This window comes from Haloarcula pelagica, from assembly GCF_030127105.1.
GTDB lineage: Archaea > Halobacteriota > Halobacteria > Halobacteriales > Haloarculaceae > Haloarcula > Haloarcula pelagica.
Genome location: NZ_CP126161.1, coordinates 1,329,636 through 1,351,751, shown reverse-complemented (window position 1 = coordinate 1,351,751; position 22,116 = coordinate 1,329,636). Strand labels below are relative to the sequence as shown.

Genomic DNA, 22,116 nt, shown 5'->3' with positions numbered 1-22,116 from the left:
TGTGCTCCACAGTGGATTCGGTACCAGGGTAGCGGTCAGGAGGTACTGTTTTGCGCATACGTCGGATGGACCCAGACCGAGGTGTACACCCAGCGACCACCTGCCCTGTGGTAGTATCCACGCCGGTCGTAACCGGCCTGTCTGAGCTGCTGTGCAGGCACTGTTCGATCGGCGTACTGGGTGACGATCACGGGGACGGTGCCGGCCGAGGCCCGGTCCGAAAGCTCACTCCGGTCGCGTTCACACGAGATGGCGACGTCGTCCGTTCGGAAATACCAGCCCAGCGGGAGACTGTTGTACCACCTGATGCAGTGATATCTGTGCGGGAACGCCGAACTGTCCCACGTCGATTGGTCTGCCTCCACGAAGGCGCGCCGATCGTCGTACTCCGTTTCACCGTAGTAGAAGAGCACGTCCGGGCCGGATTCGTGGAACTGGGCGATCCTGTTGATCGTCTCGACGTGTTCGGTAAGGCCGTTATCGGGCTGAGCATACTGTACCAGCGGGTTCTCGTCGGCTGTCTCGTTCACGTAGACGTTCGAGACGGCGATGCTTCCGACGAGTACGGCGACGAGGAGGACCGTCATTATCGACAAAGCGACATTGATCCCGTCACCGCTTTCCAGAGCCTGGGCGCCCCAGTGACAGATAGTTACAGCACCGACTGCTGCGGGTACTGCCAGCGGGACCACGACGTGAACTGCCAGCCACGGTGCCGCGATATCGGTCCCGATCGGATAGCCCACGATCGACACAGCACCGCAATAGAAGGTGAACGGGACGAGATGGCGTGCCTGGCCGGTTCCGAGTCGATCGCGGCCGTATCCCAGGACAGCGAACCCGAGCACCGCAGGTGCCGTCAGACCGAGCGCCTTCAGCAGGACCGCGTAATCTCCCCGGGAGGCCTCGACTGCAGCTGCAAGCGCAGCGAGGGGCCCGCCGTGCTCGGTCGATGACTTCGTGCTTGCAGGGTCGAACCATGCAGTGTACTCCCCGACAGTGTGGACTGTCGTATCGTGGATCATCGGCCAGAGCGCGTCCGGTGACGTCACGCCACGCCAGAACGGGATCGGCTGGCGGGAGATCGCTGCTGCCGAGTAGTGCAGTCCTAGGGCGTCGCCACGCGGGGCGTACATGAACACGAGGACGGCACAGAAGACGAGTGCGGCTCCGAGACCGTGGCTGGTGTAGGAACCGATTGTGCGGAGCGGCCGGGGGCGACGCTGCCAGGCCGATCTGAGTGTACGCACGGCGCCGGTCGAGAGGTCGTGGATCCGGGTCCGGACTCGTCCGCCGACGACTGTCGGGGATGGCCTGGAGAGCAAGAACCGAATGGCCGAGCGGTACCCTTTCGGGACGAGCAACCGCTTCCCGATCATGAGACCGGTAGCGCCCAGCCAGGTCAGGAGGTACACCAGCGCGTTCTCCTTCGAGGCGAACCCGAGCGCACCGAAGAACCCGCTCAGATAGAGGTAGCGAACCTGTCGCGTGTCGACGAAGCGGACAAGCGACCCGAACGTCGTGAACATGAACGCCGCGACGAGGACGTCCGATCGCATGAACCGCGAGTAGTACAGCAACACGGGATTGATCGCTAGCAGGGTAGCGAGCACCAGTACCTCGAGCCGTCGGAGATGTGCCCGGAACAACAACGCCGTCAACGGGAGGAATCCGCCGACGAGCGCGACGAACACGCGCATCGTCGTGTCGGTCGCGCCGAAGACTGCGAAGAGCCAGCTGTCGACGTGCTGTATCAGGGGACCGTGGACAATCCGTCGGTGGAAGAACCCGCCGTTCTCGGCGAGATGATAGGCCCAGTAGGCGACGCGGGCTTCGTCGAAATGTGCGGCTCGTGACCCCAGGCCGACGAGTCGCAGTCCCAGTGCGAGGAGGGAAATACTGGCGACGACGCTGTGTACCGACCGCTCGGCCGTACCGAGCCACTCGGTGGCGGTTTCACGCCAGGCACTGAGGACCGTCAGGGCGTGGCTGGTGGAGGACATACCCCTGTCTGGTCTTGGGAGTACGGAAGCAACTGTGATTACTCGATTCTGTGTTTAATTCTCCGGAAAGCACTTAGGGCCGGTCACCGTGTCTGGGCTGACGTACGGCAACTCCAGCGTCCTCCGGTCGGATTCGGGCCAGGACACCGGTGTCCCAGAACCGATGGCGGGCATGAACGCTGTCGACTGCTGGAAGTTACGGGGGGAGTCCATCGGACGAGTTCCGATCTAGCTTCCGGATGGGCAAAAACGACTGTGAAAAATAATGTAGGCCCTGCTTCACAGGCATACGTCTCCCAGAGGACGGCACTGCCCGTGGTCGACACGCCTACGAGAACCCGACCTATTCAAACCCCGCACACCTTCGGGAGAACATTCACGGTTGAGCACCACGAACGGACGACTGCGTCGGTCGAGCCGACAAACTCTCTGCCGGTTCTTCACCGTTCCACATGTGTGACGTATCTCACGTTCGGTATGCTTATCCGCCGGCGGGCCGAACGTCGGCGTATGGCTGAATCTACGGGACAGACCGTCGGGCAGGACGCTCTGGCGACGCTGAAGGTGCTGGCGCTGGACGGGGCACTGGAGGGGCCGACGAAGGTCTCCTGTGCGGCGCTGGCCGAGCGCCTGGACGCCTCGAACCAGACGGCGTCCCGTCGGTTACAGGGACTGGAGGACGCCGGGCTCGTCGAGCGAACTATCGCCAGCGACGGCCAGGACGTTCGGATCACCGACGCCGGCGCCCGCCGGCTCCAGTCCGAGTACGCCGACTACCGTCAGATATTCGAGAACGATGCCAGCGTCGACCTCACCGGGAGGGTCACCTCCGGGATGGGCGAGGGGCGCCACTACATCACCTTGCCGGGCTACATGGAGCAGTTCATCGATCGCCTGGGGTACGAACCGTTCGCGGGGACACTCAACGTCGAACTCGTCGAGGACAGCGTCCGCAAGCGGGCCCGACTGAGCGGCGTCGAACCCGTCACGATCGAGGGCTGGGAGGACGACGAGCGGACCTACGGGCCGGCCTACTGCTATCCGGCGTCCATCGAGAGCGGCGACGGCGAGTACGAACCCGCCCACATCATCGCGCCCGAACGGACCCACCACGGCGAGGAGCAACTGGAGGTCATCGCCCCGGAGAAACTGCGTGACGTGCTCGGGCTGGCAGACGGCGACGAGGTGATCGCGCATGTCTCGGAGTGAGACCGACACCGCCGACACGGACAACGTGACCGACGCGGTCGCCGCCTTCGGTCGGGGCGAACCGGTGTTGATCCACGACGCCGCCGACCGCGAGGGCGAGACCGACCTCGTCTACCCGGCCGGCGCCGTCACCCCCGAAGCGGTCGCCCGCATGCGCAACGACGCCGGCGGGCTGGTCTGTGTGGCCCTCTCGGACGCCGTGGCCGACCGCCTCGAGCTACCGTTCATGCAGGAGGCCCTCGACCACCCGACCTCGGCCGACCACGACCTGGCCTACGACGAACGGTCGTCGTTCTCGCTGACGGTCAATCATCGCGACACCTTCACGGGGATCACCGACGAGGACCGCTCGCTGACGATCCGGGAACTGGCCGCCGTGGCCGCCGAGCCCGACCCGGGGGCGTTCGCCGAGCGGTTCCGTGCGCCGGGCCACGTCCACCTCCTGCGGGCCGCACCGGGACTGCTGGCCGACCGGCTGGGACACACGGAACTGGGCATCGCGCTGGCGGCGGCTGCCGACCAGCCCCCGGCGGTCGTCGTCTGTGAGATGCTCGACGACGAAACCGGCGCGGCGCTCCCGCCGGCGGCCGCGCGGGCCTACGCCGACCGCGAGGGCCTGACCTACGTCGAGGGCGCGAGTCTGGTCGACCACCTGGGGTGAGCCACACCGCGGCCGAGCACGGGGCGTGTGACACCGACACGTGAACCGGCAACACTCTTAACCGGGGCCGCCTTTGCACTGGATATGACGCGCGACGAGACACTTGTGAACAGCGCTTGTGGCGACCGACGGGACCCGGCGACGGAGTGGGACCGATGAGCGATCGACCCGAGATGTTCGAGGGGGTCGACACCATCTGGATGGACGGCGAGTTCGTGGACTTCGAGGACGCACAGGTCCACGTGCTCACCCACGCCCTCCACTACGGGACGGGCGTCTTCGAGGGCGTGCGGTGTTACGACACCGACCACGGCCCGGCGATCTTCCGCTGGGAGGAACACCTCGACCGGCTCTACGACTCCGGACGGGTGTACGACATCGACATCCCGTTCGACCGCGAGGAACTGACCGAAGCCACCGAGGAGCTCATCCGCCGGGAGGACCTGGACTCGTGTTACATCCGGCCGGTCGCCTTCTACGGCTACGGCCCGCTGGGACTCAACCCCGAGAAGTCGCCGGTCAAGACCGCCATCGGCGTCTGGCCGTGGGGGGCGTACCTCGGCGAGGAAGCCCTCGAAGAGGGCGTCGACGTGGCCATCTCCTCGTGGCGCAAGTACGCCTCCAGCCAGATCCCGACCAACGCCAAGACCACCGGCACCTACGTCAACAGCGTCCTGGCCTCCCAGGAGGCAAAGCGCAACGGCTACACCGAGGCCATCGTCCTGAACAAGGAGGGCAACGTCGCCGAGGGACCGGGCGAGAACATCTTCCTCGTGCGGGACGGCGAGATCTACACGACCGGGCTGGCCGAGTCGATCCTCGACGGCATCACCCGCCAGACGGCGATCACGCTCGCCGAGGAGATGGGCTACACCGTCCACGACGAGGCCACCATTTCGCGGGGCGAACTGTACACCGCCGACGAACTGTTCTTCACCGGCACGGCCGCGGAGGTCACGCCGATCCGCAGCGTCGACGACAACGTCATCGGCGAGGGGACGAAAGGCCCGGTCACCGACGAGATCCAGACGGCCTTCTTCGATCTGGTGGAGTCGGGCGACCGCGAAGAGTGGTTCCGGTACGTGTAGCGACGGCTTCGATCTGCGGTGTTCGCGTCGTACACGCCGAGTACACACCAGCTACGCGCCACCGTGTGGCAACAGTTATGACAACACCCGCGAAAGTGGCAAATAGTGCCCGTTCTCGGGCACGGGAGTACGGCTATGTCGACAGCACTCCAGGCGAACAAGGAACTCGTACGGCGCGCGAACGACGGGCTCAATGCCCAGGATCCGGAGGCCTTCCGTGAGCACCACGCGGCTGAGCTGGTCCTCCACGACGGCGGTGACGTGATCCACGGGGTCGAGGCGGCGCTCCAGCGAGAACGGGCCATCTGGGCGGCGTTCCCGGATCTCCACCACACACTGACCGACCTCGTCGCGGAGGGCGACACCGTCGCCTACCGGTTCACGGCTACCGGGACCCACGAGGGCCCCTTCCAGGGAATCGAGGCGACCGGCCGCCCGGTCGATATCACGGGACAGGGGCTGGTCCGGGTCGAGGACGGGGTGCTCGCGGCGGTCTGGCTGAACTACGACAGGCTCGGGATGCTCCGACAACTCGGGACCGTCGACCGACCGGTCGAGTGAGCCGACCCGCCGTCAGTCGTCCTCGGTGAGCATCGTGATCGCGGTCTCCTCCTGCTCGTGTGTGTCGCCGAAGCCGGCGCTGAGGATGCGAGTCAGGGCGTCCTCGACGCGCTCGTCGGTCGCCTCGTAGTCGGCGGGATCGACCTCGATGACGAACCCGGTCGTGATGTTGGGTGCGGTCGGCAAGAACAGCACTTCACGGCCGTCTTCGGTCGTCTTCCCGGTCTTGAACGCCGTCATCCGCATCCCGTCCCACACTTCGAGCTTCACCGGTTTCTGGAGTTCCTCCGTGCCGCCGACTGCCGTCTCGATAGCCATCTTCGAGGCGTTGTACACCACCCGCAGCCCCGGCACCTGATTCATCACGTCGTCGAGTGCGGCTTCCAGGATGTCCCCGACTGCGGTTCGCATCAGGTACCCCGTCGAGAAGACGATGAGGATGAAGATGACGAGCGCGGTCATCACCCGGGCCAGTTCGACGGCGCGTGCGTCGTTCGCGATCCCCGGCCCCATCCCGAGCGACAGCAGGAGCTCCGAGTCGATGGCCGGGATGACCGCCGCGGACGCGAGGATCCCGTAGAGATAGAGGATGACGTACGTCGTCACCAGGAAGGGCAAGAGGACGATGAGTCCGCTCGCGAAGTCACGCTTCCACGACGAGGACGAGACCATACGTCTACCAGTGGTCCCCGGAATATCAGCCCTTCCCTTTTTGTTCCATCCGCTGGGAGGCCGTTGAGAACCAGCCCGCAGCGGGGCTCAGCTTCCGGCGACGGCCCGCAACGCGAACAGCGCGTTCTCCTTTCGTTCCAGCACCCGCCGCCAGAAATACGACGGCCACCGGGAGCCGTAGGGGACGTACTGCCAGACATCGACCGAGTCGGCCAGTTCGAACTGGTCGTCGGTCCGGACGCCCATCAGCATCTGAATCTCGTAGGGCGTTCCGTGTCTCGTATGCAGGTCCGCGGCCAGGGTCAACATCCGCGGGTCGTGGCTCCCGACGGCGATACCGTCGTCGAAGTGCTCGAACATGTACCGCAGACACGCCTCGTAGGCCTCGTTGACGGCGGTGCGGCCCTGGTGGGCGATGTCTTTCGGTGGGTCGTAGGCCCCCTTGACGAGTCTGACCTTCCCGGGTACGTCCGCCAGCCGTTCGAGGTCCTCGCGGGTCCGCCGGAGGTTCGCCTGGACACAGACCCCGACGCCACCGCCCAGTTCGGTGGCGTGGTGTTCGAAGGCGTCCAGCGTGGCGTCGGTCGTCGTGTGGTCCTCCATGTCGATCCAGACGAAGACGCCAGCCGCCTCGGCCGCCGTGACGACCCGCGCGAGGTTCGCCCGGAAGACGCCCTCGTCGACGAACAGGCCCAGCTGTGACGGCTTCACGGAGACACACGCTCGCAGGTCGCTGTCCCCGATGTCGGCGACGAGCCGTTCGTAGGCCTCGGCGTCGGCCGTGGCTCGCCCTCTGGTGTGGTAGTGCTCGCCGAGCCTGTTACAGATGGCGCCGACCTGGCCCTGGTTGAGCTGCCGGGCGTGTTCCAGCACCTCGGCGTCGGTCTCCCCGGCGATAAAGCGGTTCGCGACTGGCGGAAGCATGGGTAAATATTGCCGCCCACTCGGCATGAACGTTTTCCCTGGCCGACATACTCGCCGTCGGGCGGCCGAGCCGCCCTCACAGCAGTTAAGAACGGGGCGCGAGAGCGGCCCGACATGGACCTCGTGGGAGTCGTCGTGACGGCGCTGTGGGTGATGGGGCCGGCGTACATCCCGAACAACGCGGCCGTCCTGGCCGGCGGCGGCCGTCCGATCGACGGCGGCCGGACGCTTGGCGGGAGCCGACTACTGGGCGACGGCAAGACCTGGCGAGGCACCGCCGTCGGGACCCTGGCCGGGACGGGCCTGGCGCTGGTGCTGAACGCGCTCGCGACCACCGTGGGGGCCGCGCTGGGGTACTCGCTCCCGACCTTCCCCCTCGTGGCCGGCTTCGGCCTGGCGCTGGGCGCGATGCTCGGCGACATCGGCGCCTCGTTCGTCAAACGCCGCAGCGGGCGCGAACGCGGCGCTGCCTTCCCGGGCCTGGACCAACTGGACTTCGTCGTCGGCGCCCTGCTGGTCGCACTCGTCGTCGCGCCGGGGTGGTTCCTGGCGACGTTCACGCGGCCGGTGCTGGTGGCGATCGTCGTGGTCACGCCACTCTTGCACGTCGTGACCAACGGGATCGCGTATCTGCTCGGCGTGAAAAACGAGCCGTGGTGAGCGATCACTGATCGACCACGGTCGGCGTCTCGGTCGCCGTCGACGCTGGCGACCCCGTCTCGGTGTCGACGGAGACGGTGTGTTCGACCGACTCCATCCCGTCAGGACCGGGGTACTGCAGCGTGAGCGTCCCGCCGCCGTCGTTCTCGAAGTACAGCAGGACCTTTCCGGGCCGGCCGCTGTAACGCTCGGACTCGCCGGCCGGGACCCCGAACGAGACGATGTCGCCGCCGCTGAACCCCTCGAACGAGAGACGACCGAGGAACTGCCCGTCCCGGCCGCCGTCGTTGCGGACCGTCAGTTCGACGACCCGCTGGCCCTCGTGCAGGCGACTCTCGAACGACGTGACGCGGAACGCGGGCGTCTCGGCGAGCGCGGTCCGGACCGCCCCGGGAAGTCCCCACTCGACGACGGTCGATCCGGCCGTCCGACGGACTGCGGCCGTCTCGTGGGCGCCCACGGGGAACGGAACGCCGAACGACCCCTGGGTCGTGGTCGCCTGCCCGGAACTCTCTTGGACCCGCTCCCCGTCGACGACGGCGGCGAGTTCCCCGTCGAGTTCGGCCGCTGGGCTCCCGTCGACGGTCACGTCGACGACGACGAACTGGCCCACGTCGGTCGTCAGCGGAAGGACGTGCATCCCCGAAAACGGTATCGCGAGCCTGACACGCGGGTTCGCGACGGTGACGCTGGTGCCGTCGATCGTGACATGTTCGCCGATCCCGACACGCTCTCGGTCGGCGGTCGTCGTCGGCGTGGGTGTCGACCCGTCGTCGGTCGATGCGGGGGTCGTCTCGTCGGTCGGCGGGGTGGAGGGCCCGCGACCCGGTGACTGCACACAGCCACCGAGGGAACCGAGGGTCGTCCCGAACAGGGCGAGATAGCTACGTCGGTTCACGGCCGTCGGGTCGTCTTTCGGACGGAAAGTGTCTTGTGGACCACAGGATCGTCGCGCGGTCGATCGCCTCCGATTCGGGCGGTCGCTGGGAGATGGGAAGGTTCGTTAGCGTCCACGCCGAACCGCCGGCCATGGAGCAACGCAAGCCGCCGGCGACAGAGGAGGGCTGGTACGTCCTGCACGACTGTCGCAGTATCGACTGGGACGCCTGGCGCGAGGCCCCCCAGCGGGTCCGTGACCGGGCGCTCTCGGAGGGGATCGACTTCCTGTCGGCCTACGAGGCCGTCGAGGACAGCGAAGCGGGCCAGACGGCCGTCTACACGGTGCTTGGCCACAAGGCAGACATCATGATCCTCCACCTGCGGCCGACGATGGGCGATCTCGACGCCGCGGAGCGGCACTTCGAACAGACGGAGTTCGCCGCCTTCACCGAACAGGAGTTCTCCTACGTCTCGGTCACGGAGGCGTCGGGCTACACCGAGAAGTCCCGCGAGTACTTCGAGGGGGAAGTCGACGACGACTCCGGGCTGGCACAGTACATCCAGGCTCGCCTCCACCCCGACGTGCCCGACGAGGAGTTCGTCTGTTTCTACCCGATGAGCAAACGCCGCCAGCCAGACCAGAACTGGTACGACACCAGCTTCGAGGAGCGGGCCGCCCACATCAAGCGCCACGGCGACATCGGTCGCGGGTACGGCGGCGACGTGAACCAGATGATCTGTGGCTCGATCGGCTTCGACGACTGGGAGTGGGGGATCACCCTCTGGAGCGAGGAAATGACAAGCATCAAGGAACTCCTGACCGAGATGCGGTTCGACCCCTCGACCTCCCAGTTCGCGGAGTTTGGCCCCTTCTACGTCGGCCGGAAGTTCGCCCCCGGGGACCTGCCCGCGGTGCTTGCCGGCCAGCGCGTCCCGACTGATACGGACACCACGGGTGGTGTCCCTGAGGCCCACGCCGGACAGACGGAGACCGACGCCCACGCCGACCACGGTGCGGGTGCCCACGCGGACGACGGCGGGACGGCCGGCGACACCGAAGGCCACAGCGGCGCACACCCCGGGAGCGCCGGCGAGGGCGACCATCCCCACGGCGAGACGGGCGACGACGCCGACCGCCCGGCGAGCGAGCACGGGGAGCACCCGACTGACGACGGAGACGACGGCGACGATTCCGGCGGCGGCCGACCGGATGTCTCGGGCGACTACGAGGTCGTCGACGACGCCGTCCAGCGCGTCGGCCGACTCGGACTCCACGAGGGCGAGACCTACGACGCCGGGGACTTCGCGCTGCTCTTCCATTCGAGCGCGGACGCCGAGGACATCGTCGACGATGTCGAGGACCTCGCGGAGAGTTTCGACCACTACGACCGCCACGTCACCACGACGGTGCGGGCCCAGAGCGGCCAGACGTTCGTCGTGAGCATCTGGACCGCCGAGGAAGCCGCCGAGACCGCCGCGGGATTCCTCAGCGACCTCGACGGCATCGAACAGCAGTTCGGCGGCCAGCTCGGCGAGGGCGTCGACGACACCGACGACCAGGCCGCGGCGTCCTCGGAATCCATCCGGGAGCAACTCGACGAGGCGGGCGTCTACGCCGGCCAGCCACACGGCGAAGACGTGTACGCCCTGGTCGTCTACTCGGCGGCCGACCCCGAGGACCTGGCGGCCGAGGTCGCGGACCTGCGGGGCGCCTTCGACCGCTACGACACCCACGTCCGGACCTCGATCTACCGGGACACCGACTCGGGAACCACCGCCGTCGCCTCGCTGTGGGACACCGAGGACGCCGCCCAGACCGCGAGCGGCTACCTGACCGACCTCCCCGATGTCGTCCGCCGGCAGGGCGAGAGCGACGGCTTCGGGACGATGGGGATGTTCTACACGGTCAAGCCAGAGTACCGCGAGGAGTTCGTCGAGAAGTTCGACACCGTCGGCGGCCTGCTCGCGGAGATGGAGGGCCACCGGGAGACGGCGCTGCTGGCGAACTACGACGACGAGAACGACATGTTCATCGCGAGCCAGTGGGACAGCAAGGAGGACGCGATGACGTTCTTCCGCTCCGAGGAGTTCTCCGAGACCGTCGACTGGGGACGGGACGTGCTGGCGGATCGACCGCGACACGTGTTCCTGGCGTAGTCACCGAGCTGTCACGTCCGTTATCGGTGGTGATAATGGGTCCACAAGCGTATAGCGGCCAGCGACGGAGGAGGAAACGATGGCTGGTGTCGTTGCGGCGAGCACGCTCATCCTGGCGCTCCTGGGGATCGCCGCAGTCGCCAGTTTCGGGTTCGCATGGTACTCCGGGCGGCGCTCTGACCACCCGGTGTCGGACCCCTTCGCACGGCTGTTGTTCACGGACGGGTGCTGGGCGCTGTTCACGCTCGCCGAAGGACTCGATCTGTTCGGGCTCCCGGCGGCCGTGTGGGGCGCGCTCGTCACGTTGTCGGCCGCGCTGTCGGCCAGTTTCTTCTTCCTGTTCGTCGTCGAGTACACGGGCGACAGCGATCGAGTACCGACCCGCCTCAGGCAACTGATCGTGGCTCAGGGTCCGATCTACACCGTTCTGTACCTGCTCAATCCGGGCGGGATCGTCGTCCCCGAGCGGCGGGAGGCTACCTACGGTGTGTTTCGGGTGGTCGTCGAGGAACTCGGTGTCGTCGCGCGCGCCGAACTGGTGATCGTCTACGCACTCCTCGGCGTCTCCTTCCTGTTACTCGGCCGCCTGCTCTTTACCGCACGGAACCTCTACCGCAAACAGACTGCTATCGTCTTTACCGTCACGCTGGCGATCACGGTCGCCAACGCCGGCTTCTACGCCGGGATCGCTATTCGGCCCGGGATCGACCTGACGCCACTGTTTTTCGTCGTCCAGGCCGTCGGAATCGGTATCGCGCTGTACCGCTACGACTTCCTCGACGTGACGCCGATGGCGGCCGACACGCTGTTCGAGGAACTGGTCGACCCGGTGTACGTCGTCGACCATCGGGGCCGGCTCGTCGACTGGAACGAGGCCGCGGGGGCGTATCTGCCGCCGGACCCTCGTCGCCCGTCGCTCGCCGATGTCGACATCGACGGCCTGCAACAGGTCGTTGCGTCGCCCGACGGGGGAGTGGACGCCGGCGACGGAGCGGCACCGATCACCACGGAAGTGACGACCCAACGGCGGGACGACGGACGGCTGGTCTCGGTGACCTACGACGTTCGCGCCACCCCGATCACCGACCGGTACGACATCGCCCGGGGACACGTCATCGCCATGCGGGACGTGACCGAGCGGGAGGCCCGTCAACAGGCGCTCGAAACGCAAAACGAGCGGCTTGAGGAGTTCACCGGCATCGTGAGCCACGACCTGCGGAACCCGCTGCAGGTGATCGACGGCAAGGTGGAACTGGCCCGCCGGACGGGCGAGCTCTCGCACCTCGACGACGCCAGTGACGCGATCACGCGCATGGAGACGATGCTCGAAGAGCTGTTACACCTCGCGCGGGAGGGCCAGACCATCGACGAGAAGGAGTCGGTCGACCTCGCGACGGTCTGCCGGGCGGCCTGGGCGGCGGTGGGAACCGAGACGGCGACGTTGACCATCGAGACCGACGAGACGGTGGTCGCCGACGAGACCCGACTGCGACAGGTGTTCGAGAACCTCTTTCGCAACGCCATCGAGCACGGCGGTGCGGACGTAGCAGTGACCGTCGGGGCCTTCGACGGCGGGTTCTACGTGGCCGACGACGGTCCGGGCATCTCCGACACCGAGCGCGGCGACGTGTTCGAGTTGGGAGTGACGACCGAGAGCGACGGCACCGGCTTCGGGCTGGCGATCGTCGAGCGGATCGTCCAGGCCCACGGCTGGTCGATCGAGTACGCCGACAGCGAGGGCGGCGGCGCCCGGTTCGAGGTGACGGAGCTCTACCCCTCGCCGCTCTCGGAACCGTAACGCTGTGCCGTCCCGCTCCCGACCCGGACGGCCAGGAGCGCCCACTCCTCGCCACCGTCGGTCCCGTCCTCACCGGCGTCTGTTCCACCGTCGGTCGTCCCCTCGCCGCCACGGTACTTCCGATCGAGCGCCGCTTCGATCGTCGCTACCTGTCGCTCGTCGTCGACGATTCGGGCCGTCCCAAGCAGCTGTGCGGCCCAGTCGACGCCGGACTCGTCGGCCCGCTCGATCGAGAGCGCCACGCGGGGGTTCTGTCTGACGTTCCGGAGTTTCTTCCCGCCGGTGAGAAGCCACACCTGCGGGGACTCCGTGACCGCTCGGTCGCTGACCGCACGGTAGGTCTCGCTGTTCTCGTAGACGTACCACACCGGCGCGACGTGGGGCCGGTCGTCGACGCTGGTCGCGAGGTGTGCGCTCAGCGGTGCGTCGGCGATCAGTGACTCGACCTCCTCGGAGAGTGACATAGTCGACGTAGGCGCGGCAGGGGGATAACTGCTGACCGGGGCAGGGCCGTGCCGCCGACGGTCGGCTCACTCGACGGGCCGGCCCGGTCGAGTATCGTCCGCGTACGGCCGTGCCAGCAACCGAAGCCGACGGTAGTCGGCGGTCCAGGACTCGCCGTCGAACAGCCGCGGTCGCAGCCGGTCCTCGACGGTATCCAGCACCGTCTCGCGTTCCGTCGGGTCGACACCGGCGAAAAACTCGTCGCCGAACATCCCGATCCAGTTACGCAGCCCCGCCTCGCCGTCGTCCAGCTCCGTCGGCCGGTCGAACAACCGGACGAGGCGCAGTTCCAGCCCGTGGGACTCGACGCGTGGCGCGTACGCGCCGACGCTGGGGAAGTACCAGGGATGGGAGCGTTCGTAGCCGCGGTCGGCCAACGCCGATTCGAGCGCGTCGGTGATCGCGGCGACGTTCCCGTGGCCGCCGAACTCGGCGACGAACCGACCGTCGGGGGACAGCGCGTCGGCGACGGTCGACAGCACGGCGTCGTGATCCGGGCCGGGAATCCAGTGGAGCGCGGCGTTGGAGAACACGGCGTCGAAGGGGCGGTCGGGGTCGTACTCGCGGATGTCGGCCTGCCGGAACGTGCAGTCGGGGTGGGCCGCCCGGGCCTGTTCGACCATCTCCGGCGCGGCGTCGATCCCGACCACCTCGGCCCCGCGGTCGGCGATCGCCGCCGTCAGGTGGCCGGTGCCACAGCCGATATCGAGGATCCGCTCGCCGGGTTCTGGGGCGAGCAGCTCCAGCAGGTCCCGGCCGTACTGGGCGACGAAGGCGTGGTCCCGGTCGTACTCCGTGGCGTCCCAGTCGTTCCCATCTGTCATGAATCGTACCACAGCGTCGGGCCGGAAAACTGCACTGCCAGTGCGACACGTCGTGACACACTTTCGCCGGCCGTTCGTGACTGAACGTTTGTTATATTTACTCGATTAATTCCACGTGTAGTAAAGATGTAGAAGACTCATACCGCTGTAGACGGAACAGTGGAACAATCGATGAGAGGGTCTGTCGAACGAGACGACGCACCCGGAAATCCCTTCGGGCCACAGTGTGAGCGCGGCGAGTGCGAACTCTGTGGCGAGACGAAACAGTGTACGTCGCGGTTCGGGCTGTTCACCTGCACGGGCTGTCAGGAGACGCTCCTCCCGCGACCCAGTATCCTCTGATCGCGGCCAGCGGACCGCTACTCGTCGTCTTCCGTCGTCGTCCGGTCGATGTCCTTCTCGCCGAAGTAGATCTCGGCGCCGTCCTGTGCGACCTTCTCGGCGAGCACCGCACACTTGATCCGCATGGGCGAGATGTCGACGCCCAGCATGTCGACGATGTCGTCCCGGTCCATCGCCTGTAACTCCTCGACGGCCATCCCCTGGAGTTGCTCGGTGAGCATCGACGCCGACGCCTGGGAGATGGCACAGCCGTCACCCCGGAACGCGACGTGTTCGATGGTCTGTTCGTCCTCGCTCAGGACCACGTCCATCCGAATCTCGTCGCCACACATCGGGTTCTCGCCGACGTGTGTGAACGTCGGGTCGTCGATCTCCCCGTAGTTGCGCGGACTCTTGTAGTGGTCCAGAATCTGCTGTCGGTACATGTCGGAGCCGCCGATACCCATAATTGCTCCACAGTAGGGTTGTCCCGCAGAAAAGCCTTCCCACCTGCCTTCTTCTCGCTCGGGTGCGCTCCGCTCGCCGGCTGCTCTCAGGCAGACCCTGCCCTTCCCCGGGTCGCGGCACGGAGGCCGCTCTCGGCCCACCGCCCCGCGCCGCTCCGCGACTGCTCCGCACCGCACTCCTTTCGCACCGCACTCCTTTCGCACCGCCGCGACCGCTCCGCAACGCTCAGATGTCGTCGTACGGGCCGCGCTTGGCCTCGGCGAGACGCTCGAACTGCTCGGCCGAGAGGTCGACGGTCGCGGCGCCGAGGTTCTCCTCCAGTTGGTCGACGGTCCGGGCGCCCAGCAGCGGGACGGCAACGCTGTCGTGGTGCATGAGCCAGGCGATCGAGACCTGTGCGGGCGTGGCGTCGACCTCCTCTGCGACGGCCTGGACCGCGTCGACGACGGCGAAGTTCTCCTCCGTGAGGTAGGCGTCTTTCCACTCCTCGCTGCGGCCCGCGGAGGCGTCGGCGGCGCGGTCCTCGCGGTCGTACTTGCCGGTCAGCACGCCCTGCCCCAGTGGACTCCAGGGACAGACGCCCAGGCCGTAGTGGTCGCACATGTCGAGGTAGTCGCCCTCGACCTCGCGGTTGACGAGGTTGTAGCGGGGCTGAGAGATCGTAAACGGCTCTAAGCCCTCGCGTTCGGCGAGTTCGTTGGCCTGGGCGACCCGCCAGGCGTTGGGCTGGAACGTCGAGGCGCCCAGATAGTTGACCTTCCCGTCGTCGACCAGGCCCGTCAGGGTGTGCATCAGCTCCCGGGCGGGCGTGTCCTCGTCCCAGCGGTGGATGTACAGCACGTCGAGGTACTCCGTCCCCAGACGATCGAGCATCAGGTCGATGTTGCGCCGGATGTGCTTCCGACCGAGGCCGCGGCCGTTGGGGTCGTCCTCGCGTGTCGGCCAGTAGATCTTCGAGGCCAGGACGTACTCCTCGCGGTCGCGTTCGGCCAACCAGTCGCCGATCCAGCGTTCGCTGTCGCCGCCGCCGTACACGTCGGCGGTGTCGATGAAGCGGCCCCCGGCGGCCTCGTAGGCGTCCAGCAGTTCGTGGGCCCGCTGCTCGTCGATCTCGACTGTCCCGTCCTCGGTCTCGCGACCGAACCGCCACGTCCCGAGGGACAGTTCGCTGACCGACAGGCCAGTCTCGCCGAGTCGGACGTATTCGAGGTCCATACCCGCGGTTGGACCGACCGGGACATGAATGCTCTCCATGGCGACTCCGCCGTGGCCTCGGCTACGGGTTCCGCTCGGCCGCGACCACCGCCGATCCCGCTCGCGTCGGCAGTCGGCCCGCCGGCCACGACAGCATGGCTCCTGGCCCGAATAGGCTGCGCGAGTCTCGATGCCTCGACCCGCCCTATGCGAACAACTGCTGCGCCTGGCGAGACGCCCGCTACGCGAACAACTGCCGCGCGTCGTCGACGGCTTCGACCAGTTTGTCGATCTCCTCGCGGGTGTTGTAGATGTAGAACGAGGCACGCGCGGACGCAGCCACGCCGAGTGTGTCGTGGAGCGGTTGCGTACAGTGGTCGCCGGCCCGGATCGCGACCGCCGAGTCGTTGAGGATCGACGAGAGGTCGTGGGCGTGGACGGTGTCGAGGTTGAACGAGACCAGCCCGCCCCGTTCGTGGCCCGCCGGCGGACCGTACACCTCCACGTCCTCCTGTTCGGTCAGCCGTTCCATGGCGTAGTCGGCCAGGCGCTGCTCGTGGCGCTCGATCCGCTCCATCCCGATGTCGTCGAGGTAGTCACAGGCCGCCGCCAGCGCGATGCCCTGACAGATGACCGGCGTGCCGGCCTCGAACTTCCAGGGGAGGTCGTTCCACTTCGAGTCCTCGAAGGTGACCTTCTTGATCATCATGCCGCCGTAGAGGTACGGCTCCATCTCCTCCAGGAGGTGTTTCTTGCCGTAGAGGACGCCGATCCCGGTCGGCCCACACATCTTGTGGCCCGAGAACGCGAAGAAGTCGGCGTCGATAGCCTCGACATCGACCGGGCGGTTGGGGACCGACTGGGCGCCGTCGACGAAGATGTACGCGCCGTGGTCGTGAGCGATGTCCGCGAGCTGCGAGACGGGGTTGACGGTCCCCAGCGTGTTCGAGACGTGGACGACGCTGACCATCGCCGTGTCGTCGGTGATGAGTTCCCGGGCGTGGTCCATATCGAGCGTGCCGTCCTCGGCGGTGCGGATGTATCGACACGTCGCCCCGGTCTTCTTGGCGATCTGTTGCCACGTGACAAGGGAGGCGTGGTGTTCCATCTCCGTGAGGACGATCTCGTCCTCGGGACCGAGTTCGTTCAGGCCCCAGGCGTAGGCCACCACGTTCATGCTCTCGGTGGTGTTCTTCGTGAAGACGATCTCCTCGCGCTCGCCGGAGGCGCCGATGAACTCGGCGACGCGGTCGTGAGCGTCCTCGTAGGCGATGCTGGCTTCCTGGCTCAACTGGTGGAGCCCGCGGTGGACGTTGGCGTTCGTCGTCCGGTAGTAGTCCGCGATCGTCTCGACGATCGGTTCGGGGGTCTGTGTCGTCGCCGCGTTGTCGAGATAGACGACCTGCTGCCCGCCGAACTCCCGCTGGAGGATGGGGAAGTCCTCACGGATGCTCGCCACGTCGAGCAGTTCGGATTCGGAGTGTCCCATTACCAGTACGTGGGGCTCGACGGGCAACTTTCCTTCGGTTCACCTAAAAGAACGGACCGCGCTCGCGATGCCGGGACTCGCCTACATCCAGAGCAGTTGCGCGTGCAGCGTCCCGTCCAGATCGAGGACGTTCTCCTCGTCGACGAAGCCGTGTTCGATCGCTACGTCGACGGCCGTCTCGCCGACGATGTTGGCGACGCTACACCGTGCGAGGCTCTGGACGACTTCCTCCTCGCTCGCCGGTTCGCCGTCGTAGAACTCCTCGTCGACCGTCAGCGAGACGGGGCCGTCCTCGAACGTCTCGCCCATGATGTCTGGATCACAGACCGAGACGAGCACCCCCTCGTCGGTGTCGCGTTCGTTGAGGAGCATCTATTCGAGCAACTGCTGTTCGGCGTCCTCGCGCATCTCTTCGACCTCGTCTGCGAGTTCTTCGGCTTCCTCGTACTCGCCGAGTTCCTCCAGCGCGCGGGCTTTCTCTTCGAGGATGTCGGCGTTCCGAAAGCCCAGTCGGATCGCGTTGTCGAAGGCCTCGACGGCGTCTTCGGCCAGGCCACGCTCCAGCAGGAAGAACCCGCGGTTGTACCACCCTTCGGCGAAGCGGGTGTCGATCTCGACGGCGCGCTCGGCGTGTTCCAAGGCCTGCTCGGAGCGGCCCGACTCCCACAGCGCGTACGCGAGGTTCGTCTCGGCGGTGGCGGCGTGGTCGGACTCCCCGTCGATGTTGAGCGCCTCCTTGTACGCGCCGATGGCGGCGTCCCACTCCTCCAGTTCGGCGTGAGCGGCGCCCTTGTTCGTCCAGGCCTCCTGTTCGATGCGGTCCTCGTCGGCGTACTGGGCGACCCGCTCGAACGTCTCGGCGGCCTGTTCGTGGCGGTTGATCTGCATGTACTCCAGGCCTACGTCCAGCAGCTGCTCGGTGTCGATCTGGTCGGCCGGGATGTTGCGCCGGTCGAGCATGTCCGTGACGACCCGGGAGTCGACGGGGTCGACCTTGTCCGGGTCCACCTCGAACTCGGGCGGTTCGAGGTCGAAGGCCTCGTAGGGGTCGTCGAACCCCTGGCCCTCGGAGAACTGGTGGTCGTCGCGCTCGCGGTCTGTCATACACCGGAATTGGCGGTCAGGCTGGTTAAGGCCTGCGTCACGCGGTCACCGCTCCGAGTCTCCGTCGTCCGGCGTCGCCGTGGACGCGGAGTCCGGGACGGAGACGAGACTGCCGGCGAGATACAGGAGCGCGGTGATCGCGAGGCCGAGTCCGACCGGGGCGGCCGTCGACCCGGCCAGTGCAGCGATCGCGACGCCGACGGCGACCACGAGGACGGCGGTACAGCGCCGGATCGTCCGCCGGAGCGCGGTGAGATCGTCCATACGACCGGCGTACACCGACGGGACAGTTCAGCCTGGTGGTCGCTCGTGGGCTGTCCGCGCCGGGTTCGACCGCCAGGAGAGCCAAGTAGGACACGTGCGTATCCGGGCGCATGAAACGGCTGTTCGTCAGCGTCGACCTCGACGGGCTCGCGGACGCGGTCCGGGCGGTACAGGACCGTTTCGAGGGCGCCAGCGGTCTCCGGTTTACCGACCCCGAGCAGGCCCACGTGACGCTGAAGTTCCTCGGAGACACGGAGTCGGACCGGATCGACGAGCTGCTCGCGGAACTGGAAGCGGCGGTCGACGACGCCGGCGTCGCCCCGTTCGAGGCCCGCTTTGGCGGCCTGGGCGTGTTCCCCTCGATGGAGTACGTCAGCGTCGTCTGGTTCGGGGTCCGCGAGGGCGCCGGCGCCGCCGAGTTGACGGCGCTACACGAGGCGATCGAGGGCCGGACCGTCGCCATGGGGTTCGAGCCCGAGGACCACGAGTTCACCCCCCACGTCACGCTCGCCCGGATGGACCACGCCGGCGGGAAAGCCCTCGTCCAGGAGGTCGTCCGCTCGACTGACCCCGATGTCGGAAGCCTCGCCGTCGACGAGATCAGGCTGACCGAGAGCGTGCTCGGCCCGGACGGACCGACGTACAGAAATATCGAGTCGATATCACTTCCGTGACCATACCGTCGGCTCTAGGCGGGCCGAAAAGATCAGATTCGTGATAAGTGTTATACCGCCGACCCGCCTAGCGACGGCATGGTCGCACTGGAGAACGTCGCGTTCGTCTTCGTCGCGGGCCTGCTGACGGCGCTGGCGACCGGCCTCGGAGCGATCCCGTTCTTCCTGGTCGACGACTTCTCCGACCGGTGGAACGTGACCCTGTGGGGGCTGGCGTCGGGGATCATGGTCGCGGCCTCGCTCTTCGGTCTGGTTCGGGAGGGGTTGGCCTACGGGTCGCCGGTGCTGTTGGTGCCGGGGCTGCTGACCGGCGTCGCCCTCGTTGTCGTCAGCCACGAGGTCCTGGAGGGGTTCGATCACGGACCCAAGAAGTTCGAGCAGGCCGACTTCAAGAAACTCCTGCTCATCCTGGGGATCCTGACGGTCCACAGTTTTCCCGAGGGCGTCGCCGTCGGCGTCTCCTTCGCCGAACTTGGGCTCGACGGCGCGGTCGCTGGCGAGTCGCTGTTGATCGTCGGCACCGCCGTTCCGCTGTTGGCCGTCTTCATGACCGTCGCCATCTCCATCCACAACGTCCCCGAGGGAACCGCTATCGCCATCCCGCTGCGGTCGCTGGGAGTCAGCGAGTGGAAGATGGTCTGGTGGGCCGTCTTCTCGTCGCTGCCCCAGCCAGTCGGCGCCGTCATCGCCTACTACTTCGTGACGCTGGCCAAGGAGTTTCTCCCCTTCGGGTTCGGCTTTGCCGCCGGCGCGATGGTGTATCTCGTCGCGACGGAGTTCGTCCCCGAGGCACTGGAACTGGGTGACGGACTGCCCGGCGGCGGCAAACGGGAACTGTTCGCCGGCGCGACGACGGGCGTCCTGGCGATGGTGCCCCTGGCGTTCGTCTAGAGGATCGACCGCTGCTTGATGACCTGGAGGTCGACGAACGCCGTCAGCTCCTCGCCGAACTCCTCGACGCGGGTCTCCATCCGGTAGTTCGAGTGGTCGACGGCGAAAAACGAGGGTCCGTCGACATCCAGGGGTTCCCGCGCACGGTCCTCCGTCGACGCCTCGTACACTTCGCCGTCCTGTCTCGGCAGCGCCGTCTGGCTGAACGACCGGTCGCCACGGGGCGTCTCGGGCGGGTCGCGGCCCTTGATGTAGCTGTCGTACATCTCGAACTGCTCCTCGTCGGCGAAGAAGTAGATATCGAACGGCCTGTCGGCCCTGACGGTGTACTCTATCGCGCCGCCGGTGTCGGAGACATCCGGAAGCTGCTTCGTCCACGCGTCTTTCGGATCGACCGAGATGTCCTGTTGGATGCTCAGGACGACTTCGCCGCTGCCGAGACAGCCACTCCCCAGCGCTGTGATCCCCGCCCCCACCGTTTGTAACACCCGCCGTCGCTTCATGTTCGGTACTGTGAAACTCTGGTACTTAGTTGCATCCGCGCGATTATAGCCGCTGATAACTCCCGGCGACGCCGCCCGGGAAAAGGAAGGAATTTAAGCACCCGTCTGGAAGGGACAGGACACCATGAGCAAGAAGTCGAAGGCCAAGAAGAAGCGCCTGGCCAAACTCGACAACCAGAACAGCCGCGTCCCCGCGTGGGTCATGCTCAAGACCGACCGCGAGGTCCAGCGAAACCCCAAGCGACGCCACTGGCGGCGTAACGACACGGACGAATAATGAGCGCCAGTGACTTCGAGGAGCGTGTCGTCACGATCCCGCTCCGCGACGCGAAGCAAGACCCGAAACACGAGCGCGCCGACAAGGCGATGAAGCTCATCCGGGCTCACCTCGCCCGACACTTCTCGGTCGACGAGAGCGCCGTGCGTATCGACCCCTCGATCAACGAGACGACCTGGGCGCGCGGCCGGCGCAAGCCGCCGAGCAAGATCCGCGTCCGCGCCGCCCGCTTCGAGGAGGACGGCGAGGCGGTCGTCGAAGCCGAAACGGCCGAATAACGTTGCTCCGCGCGGCGTTCTCCGGGTCGTCGTACGTCGGTGTCTTCGCCCGTGCGACCGACGACTGTGTGCTGGTCCGCCCGGACGTAGAGGAGTCGCTGGCCGAGGACCTCGGCGAGGAACTGGACGCCCCCGTCGTCCCGACGACGGTCGGTGGCTCGGGCACCGTCGGTGCCCTGGCGACGGGCAACTCCAACGGCCTGCTGGTCTCCGCCCGCGCTCGCGAGACCGAGATCGAGCGCATCCGCGAGACCGTCGACCGCCCGGTGACGAAACTTCCCGGCCGGATCAACGCCGCCGGCAACGTCGTCTGCTGTAACGACTCCGGCGCGTACGTCCACCCGGACCTCTCGCGAGAGGCCGTCCAGGCGATCCAGGACGGCCTCGACGTTCCGGTCGAGCGGGGTGTCATCGCCGGGGTCAACACCGTCGGGACCGCCGCCGTCGCCACCAATCGGGGCGTGCTCTGTCACCCGAAGGCCACCGACGGCGAACTCGACGCCCTGGAGGAGATCCTGGACGTACCGGCCGACATCGGGACCGTCAACTACGGCGGTCCGCTGGTCGGGTCGGGCCTGGTCGCCAACGACCACGGCTACGTCTGTGGCACCGACACCTCCGGGCCGGAACTGGGCCGTATCGACGCGGCGCTCGGCTATCTCTAGAACCCACTTTTTCCAGCACGGGGTTTCCTCGCGCCGCGGAGCGGCGCT

Annotated in this window: 26 protein-coding genes; 13 read left to right on the top strand and 13 right to left on the bottom strand. The window is 66.9% G+C overall.

Going from position 1 to position 22,116, the window contains the following annotated elements; translation table 11 throughout:
* Nucleotides 1–35: 35 nt before the first annotated feature.
* Entirely contained in the window at nt 36–2,003 is a 1,968-nt protein-coding gene (locus P1L40_RS07130) for a flippase activity-associated protein Agl23 (RefSeq protein WP_284010636.1), read from the bottom strand.
* 510 nt (nt 2,004–2,513) lie between these two features.
* On the opposite strand from P1L40_RS07130, the gene P1L40_RS07125 reads away from it, so the two are divergent.
* The 4 genes from P1L40_RS07125 (at nt 2,514) to P1L40_RS07110 (ending at nt 5,522) form a co-directional block, all read left to right on the top strand.
* On the top strand, nt 2,514–3,212 hold the full coding sequence (locus P1L40_RS07125) for a CTP-dependent riboflavin kinase (protein WP_284010635.1): 699 nt from the start codon (nt 2,514–2,516) through the stop codon (nt 3,210–3,212).
* Nucleotides 3,199–3,873, top strand: a complete 675-nt coding sequence (ribB, locus tag P1L40_RS07120; protein WP_284010634.1) for a 3,4-dihydroxy-2-butanone-4-phosphate synthase — start codon at nt 3,199–3,201, stop codon at nt 3,871–3,873. The genes P1L40_RS07125 and ribB overlap by 14 nt, the downstream gene beginning before the upstream one ends.
* A gap of 155 nt (nt 3,874–4,028) precedes the next feature.
* A complete protein-coding gene (locus P1L40_RS07115; RefSeq protein ID WP_284010633.1) occupies nt 4,029–4,961 on the top strand; it encodes a branched-chain amino acid transaminase in 933 nt (310 codons plus the stop codon).
* Between the two features lie 135 nt (nt 4,962–5,096).
* Nucleotides 5,097–5,522, top strand: coding sequence for an ester cyclase (locus P1L40_RS07110; protein ID WP_284010632.1), 426 nt, complete (start codon nt 5,097–5,099; stop codon nt 5,520–5,522).
* A gap of 12 nt (nt 5,523–5,534) precedes the next feature.
* On the opposite strand, the gene P1L40_RS07105 is transcribed toward P1L40_RS07110, so the two are convergent.
* Both P1L40_RS07105 and P1L40_RS07100 read right to left on the bottom strand, forming a co-directional pair.
* The gene (locus P1L40_RS07105) at nt 5,535–6,194 is read right to left on the bottom strand and encodes a DUF502 domain-containing protein (protein WP_284010631.1); all 660 of its coding nucleotides are present in this window, start codon (nt 6,192–6,194) and stop codon (nt 5,535–5,537) included.
* An 87-nt stretch (nt 6,195–6,281) separates the two neighbouring features.
* Complete coding sequence (locus tag P1L40_RS07100; protein WP_284010630.1) at nt 6,282–7,118, bottom strand: proline dehydrogenase family protein; 837 nt, start codon at nt 7,116–7,118, stop codon at nt 6,282–6,284.
* Nucleotides 7,119–7,232: 114 nt separating this feature from the next.
* Here P1L40_RS07100 and P1L40_RS07095 point away from each other — a divergent pair, with 114 nt between their 5' ends.
* A complete protein-coding gene (locus P1L40_RS07095; protein WP_284010629.1) occupies nt 7,233–7,778 on the top strand; it encodes a CDP-2,3-bis-(O-geranylgeranyl)-sn-glycerol synthase in 546 nt (181 codons plus the stop codon).
* 4 nt (nt 7,779–7,782) lie between these two features.
* Here P1L40_RS07095 and P1L40_RS07090 read toward each other — a convergent pair whose 3' ends face one another.
* Nucleotides 7,783–8,676 carry a hypothetical protein gene (locus P1L40_RS07090; RefSeq protein ID WP_284010628.1) on the bottom strand — a complete coding sequence of 298 codons (894 nt, stop codon included), beginning with the start codon at nt 8,674–8,676 and terminating at the stop codon, nt 7,783–7,785.
* 131 nt (nt 8,677–8,807) lie between these two features.
* Here P1L40_RS07090 and P1L40_RS07085 point away from each other — a divergent pair, with 131 nt between their 5' ends.
* Both P1L40_RS07085 and P1L40_RS07080 read left to right on the top strand, forming a co-directional pair.
* Nucleotides 8,808–10,814, top strand: a complete 2,007-nt coding sequence (locus tag P1L40_RS07085) for a heme-binding protein (RefSeq protein WP_284011115.1) — start codon at nt 8,808–8,810, stop codon at nt 10,812–10,814.
* 79 nt (nt 10,815–10,893) lie between these two features.
* Complete coding sequence (locus tag P1L40_RS07080) at nt 10,894–12,612, top strand: sensor histidine kinase (protein ID WP_284010627.1); 1,719 nt, start codon at nt 10,894–10,896, stop codon at nt 12,610–12,612.
* Here P1L40_RS07080 and P1L40_RS07075 read toward each other — a convergent pair.
* Nucleotides 12,585–13,076, bottom strand: coding sequence for a pyridoxamine 5'-phosphate oxidase family protein (locus P1L40_RS07075; protein ID WP_284010626.1), 492 nt, complete (start codon nt 13,074–13,076; stop codon nt 12,585–12,587). The genes P1L40_RS07080 and P1L40_RS07075 overlap by 28 nt on opposite strands.
* 66 nt (nt 13,077–13,142) lie before the next feature.
* A complete protein-coding gene (locus P1L40_RS07070) occupies nt 13,143–13,940 on the bottom strand; it encodes a methyltransferase domain-containing protein (protein WP_284010625.1) in 798 nt (265 codons plus the stop codon).
* Nucleotides 13,941–14,111: 171 nt separating this feature from the next.
* Between P1L40_RS07070 and P1L40_RS07065 the strand changes: the two genes are divergently transcribed.
* Nucleotides 14,112–14,282, top strand: coding sequence for a hypothetical protein (locus tag P1L40_RS07065; RefSeq protein ID WP_284010624.1), 171 nt, complete (start codon nt 14,112–14,114; stop codon nt 14,280–14,282).
* A gap of 17 nt (nt 14,283–14,299) precedes the next feature.
* On the opposite strand, the gene sufU is transcribed toward P1L40_RS07065, so the two are convergent.
* The 6 genes from sufU to P1L40_RS07035 all read right to left on the bottom strand — a co-directional run bounded on the left by sufU (nt 14,300) and on the right by P1L40_RS07035 (nt 18,780).
* Entirely contained in the window at nt 14,300–14,728 is a 429-nt protein-coding gene (sufU, locus tag P1L40_RS07060) for a Fe-S cluster assembly sulfur transfer protein SufU (RefSeq protein ID WP_284010623.1), read from the bottom strand.
* 226 nt (nt 14,729–14,954) lie between these two features.
* A complete protein-coding gene (locus P1L40_RS07055) occupies nt 14,955–15,944 on the bottom strand; it encodes an aldo/keto reductase (protein WP_284010622.1) in 990 nt (329 codons plus the stop codon).
* Between the two features lie 220 nt (nt 15,945–16,164).
* Nucleotides 16,165–17,412 (bottom strand): aminotransferase class V-fold PLP-dependent enzyme, encoded by a 1,248-nt coding sequence (locus P1L40_RS07050; RefSeq protein WP_284010621.1) that lies wholly within the window; start codon nt 17,410–17,412, stop codon nt 16,165–16,167.
* Between the two features lie 81 nt (nt 17,413–17,493).
* A complete protein-coding gene (locus tag P1L40_RS07045) occupies nt 17,494–17,784 on the bottom strand; it encodes a DUF424 domain-containing protein (RefSeq protein WP_284010620.1) in 291 nt (96 codons plus the stop codon).
* Nucleotides 17,785–18,516, bottom strand: coding sequence for a tetratricopeptide repeat protein (locus tag P1L40_RS07040; protein WP_284010619.1), 732 nt, complete (start codon nt 18,514–18,516; stop codon nt 17,785–17,787).
* A gap of 45 nt (nt 18,517–18,561) precedes the next feature.
* Nucleotides 18,562–18,780 carry a hypothetical protein gene (locus P1L40_RS07035; RefSeq protein ID WP_284010618.1) on the bottom strand — a complete coding sequence of 73 codons (219 nt, stop codon included), beginning with the start codon at nt 18,778–18,780 and terminating at the stop codon, nt 18,562–18,564.
* Nucleotides 18,781–18,890: 110 nt separating this feature from the next.
* Here P1L40_RS07035 and thpR point away from each other — a divergent pair, with 110 nt between their 5' ends.
* Together thpR and P1L40_RS07025 are read left to right on the top strand one after the other, a co-directional pair.
* Nucleotides 18,891–19,454, top strand: coding sequence for an RNA 2',3'-cyclic phosphodiesterase (gene thpR / locus P1L40_RS07030; protein ID WP_284010617.1), 564 nt, complete (start codon nt 18,891–18,893; stop codon nt 19,452–19,454).
* Nucleotides 19,455–19,532: 78 nt separating this feature from the next.
* Nucleotides 19,533–20,345, top strand: a complete 813-nt coding sequence (locus P1L40_RS07025) for a ZIP family metal transporter (RefSeq protein ID WP_284010616.1) — start codon at nt 19,533–19,535, stop codon at nt 20,343–20,345.
* Here the strand turns inward: P1L40_RS07025 and P1L40_RS07020 are convergent.
* On the bottom strand, nt 20,342–20,848 hold the full coding sequence (locus P1L40_RS07020; RefSeq protein WP_284010615.1) for a hypothetical protein: 507 nt from the start codon (nt 20,846–20,848) through the stop codon (nt 20,342–20,344). The genes P1L40_RS07025 and P1L40_RS07020 overlap by 4 nt on opposite strands.
* A gap of 124 nt (nt 20,849–20,972) precedes the next feature.
* On the opposite strand from P1L40_RS07020, the gene P1L40_RS07015 reads away from it, so the two are divergent.
* Genes P1L40_RS07015 through P1L40_RS07005 form a run of 3 tightly spaced genes read left to right on the top strand, consistent with a single transcriptional unit; the run spans nt 20,973 to nt 22,068 of the window.
* A complete protein-coding gene (locus tag P1L40_RS07015) occupies nt 20,973–21,125 on the top strand; it encodes a 50S ribosomal protein L39e (RefSeq protein ID WP_135303897.1) in 153 nt (50 codons plus the stop codon).
* Nucleotides 21,125–21,403 (top strand): 50S ribosomal protein L31e, encoded by a 279-nt coding sequence (locus tag P1L40_RS07010; protein WP_284010614.1) that lies wholly within the window; start codon nt 21,125–21,127, stop codon nt 21,401–21,403. Before P1L40_RS07015 ends, P1L40_RS07010 begins: the two co-directional genes overlap by 1 nt.
* Before the next feature lie 2 nt (nt 21,404–21,405).
* On the top strand, nt 21,406–22,068 hold the full coding sequence (locus P1L40_RS07005) for a translation initiation factor IF-6 (protein ID WP_284010613.1): 663 nt from the start codon (nt 21,406–21,408) through the stop codon (nt 22,066–22,068).
* Nucleotides 22,069–22,116 lie beyond the last annotated feature (48 nt).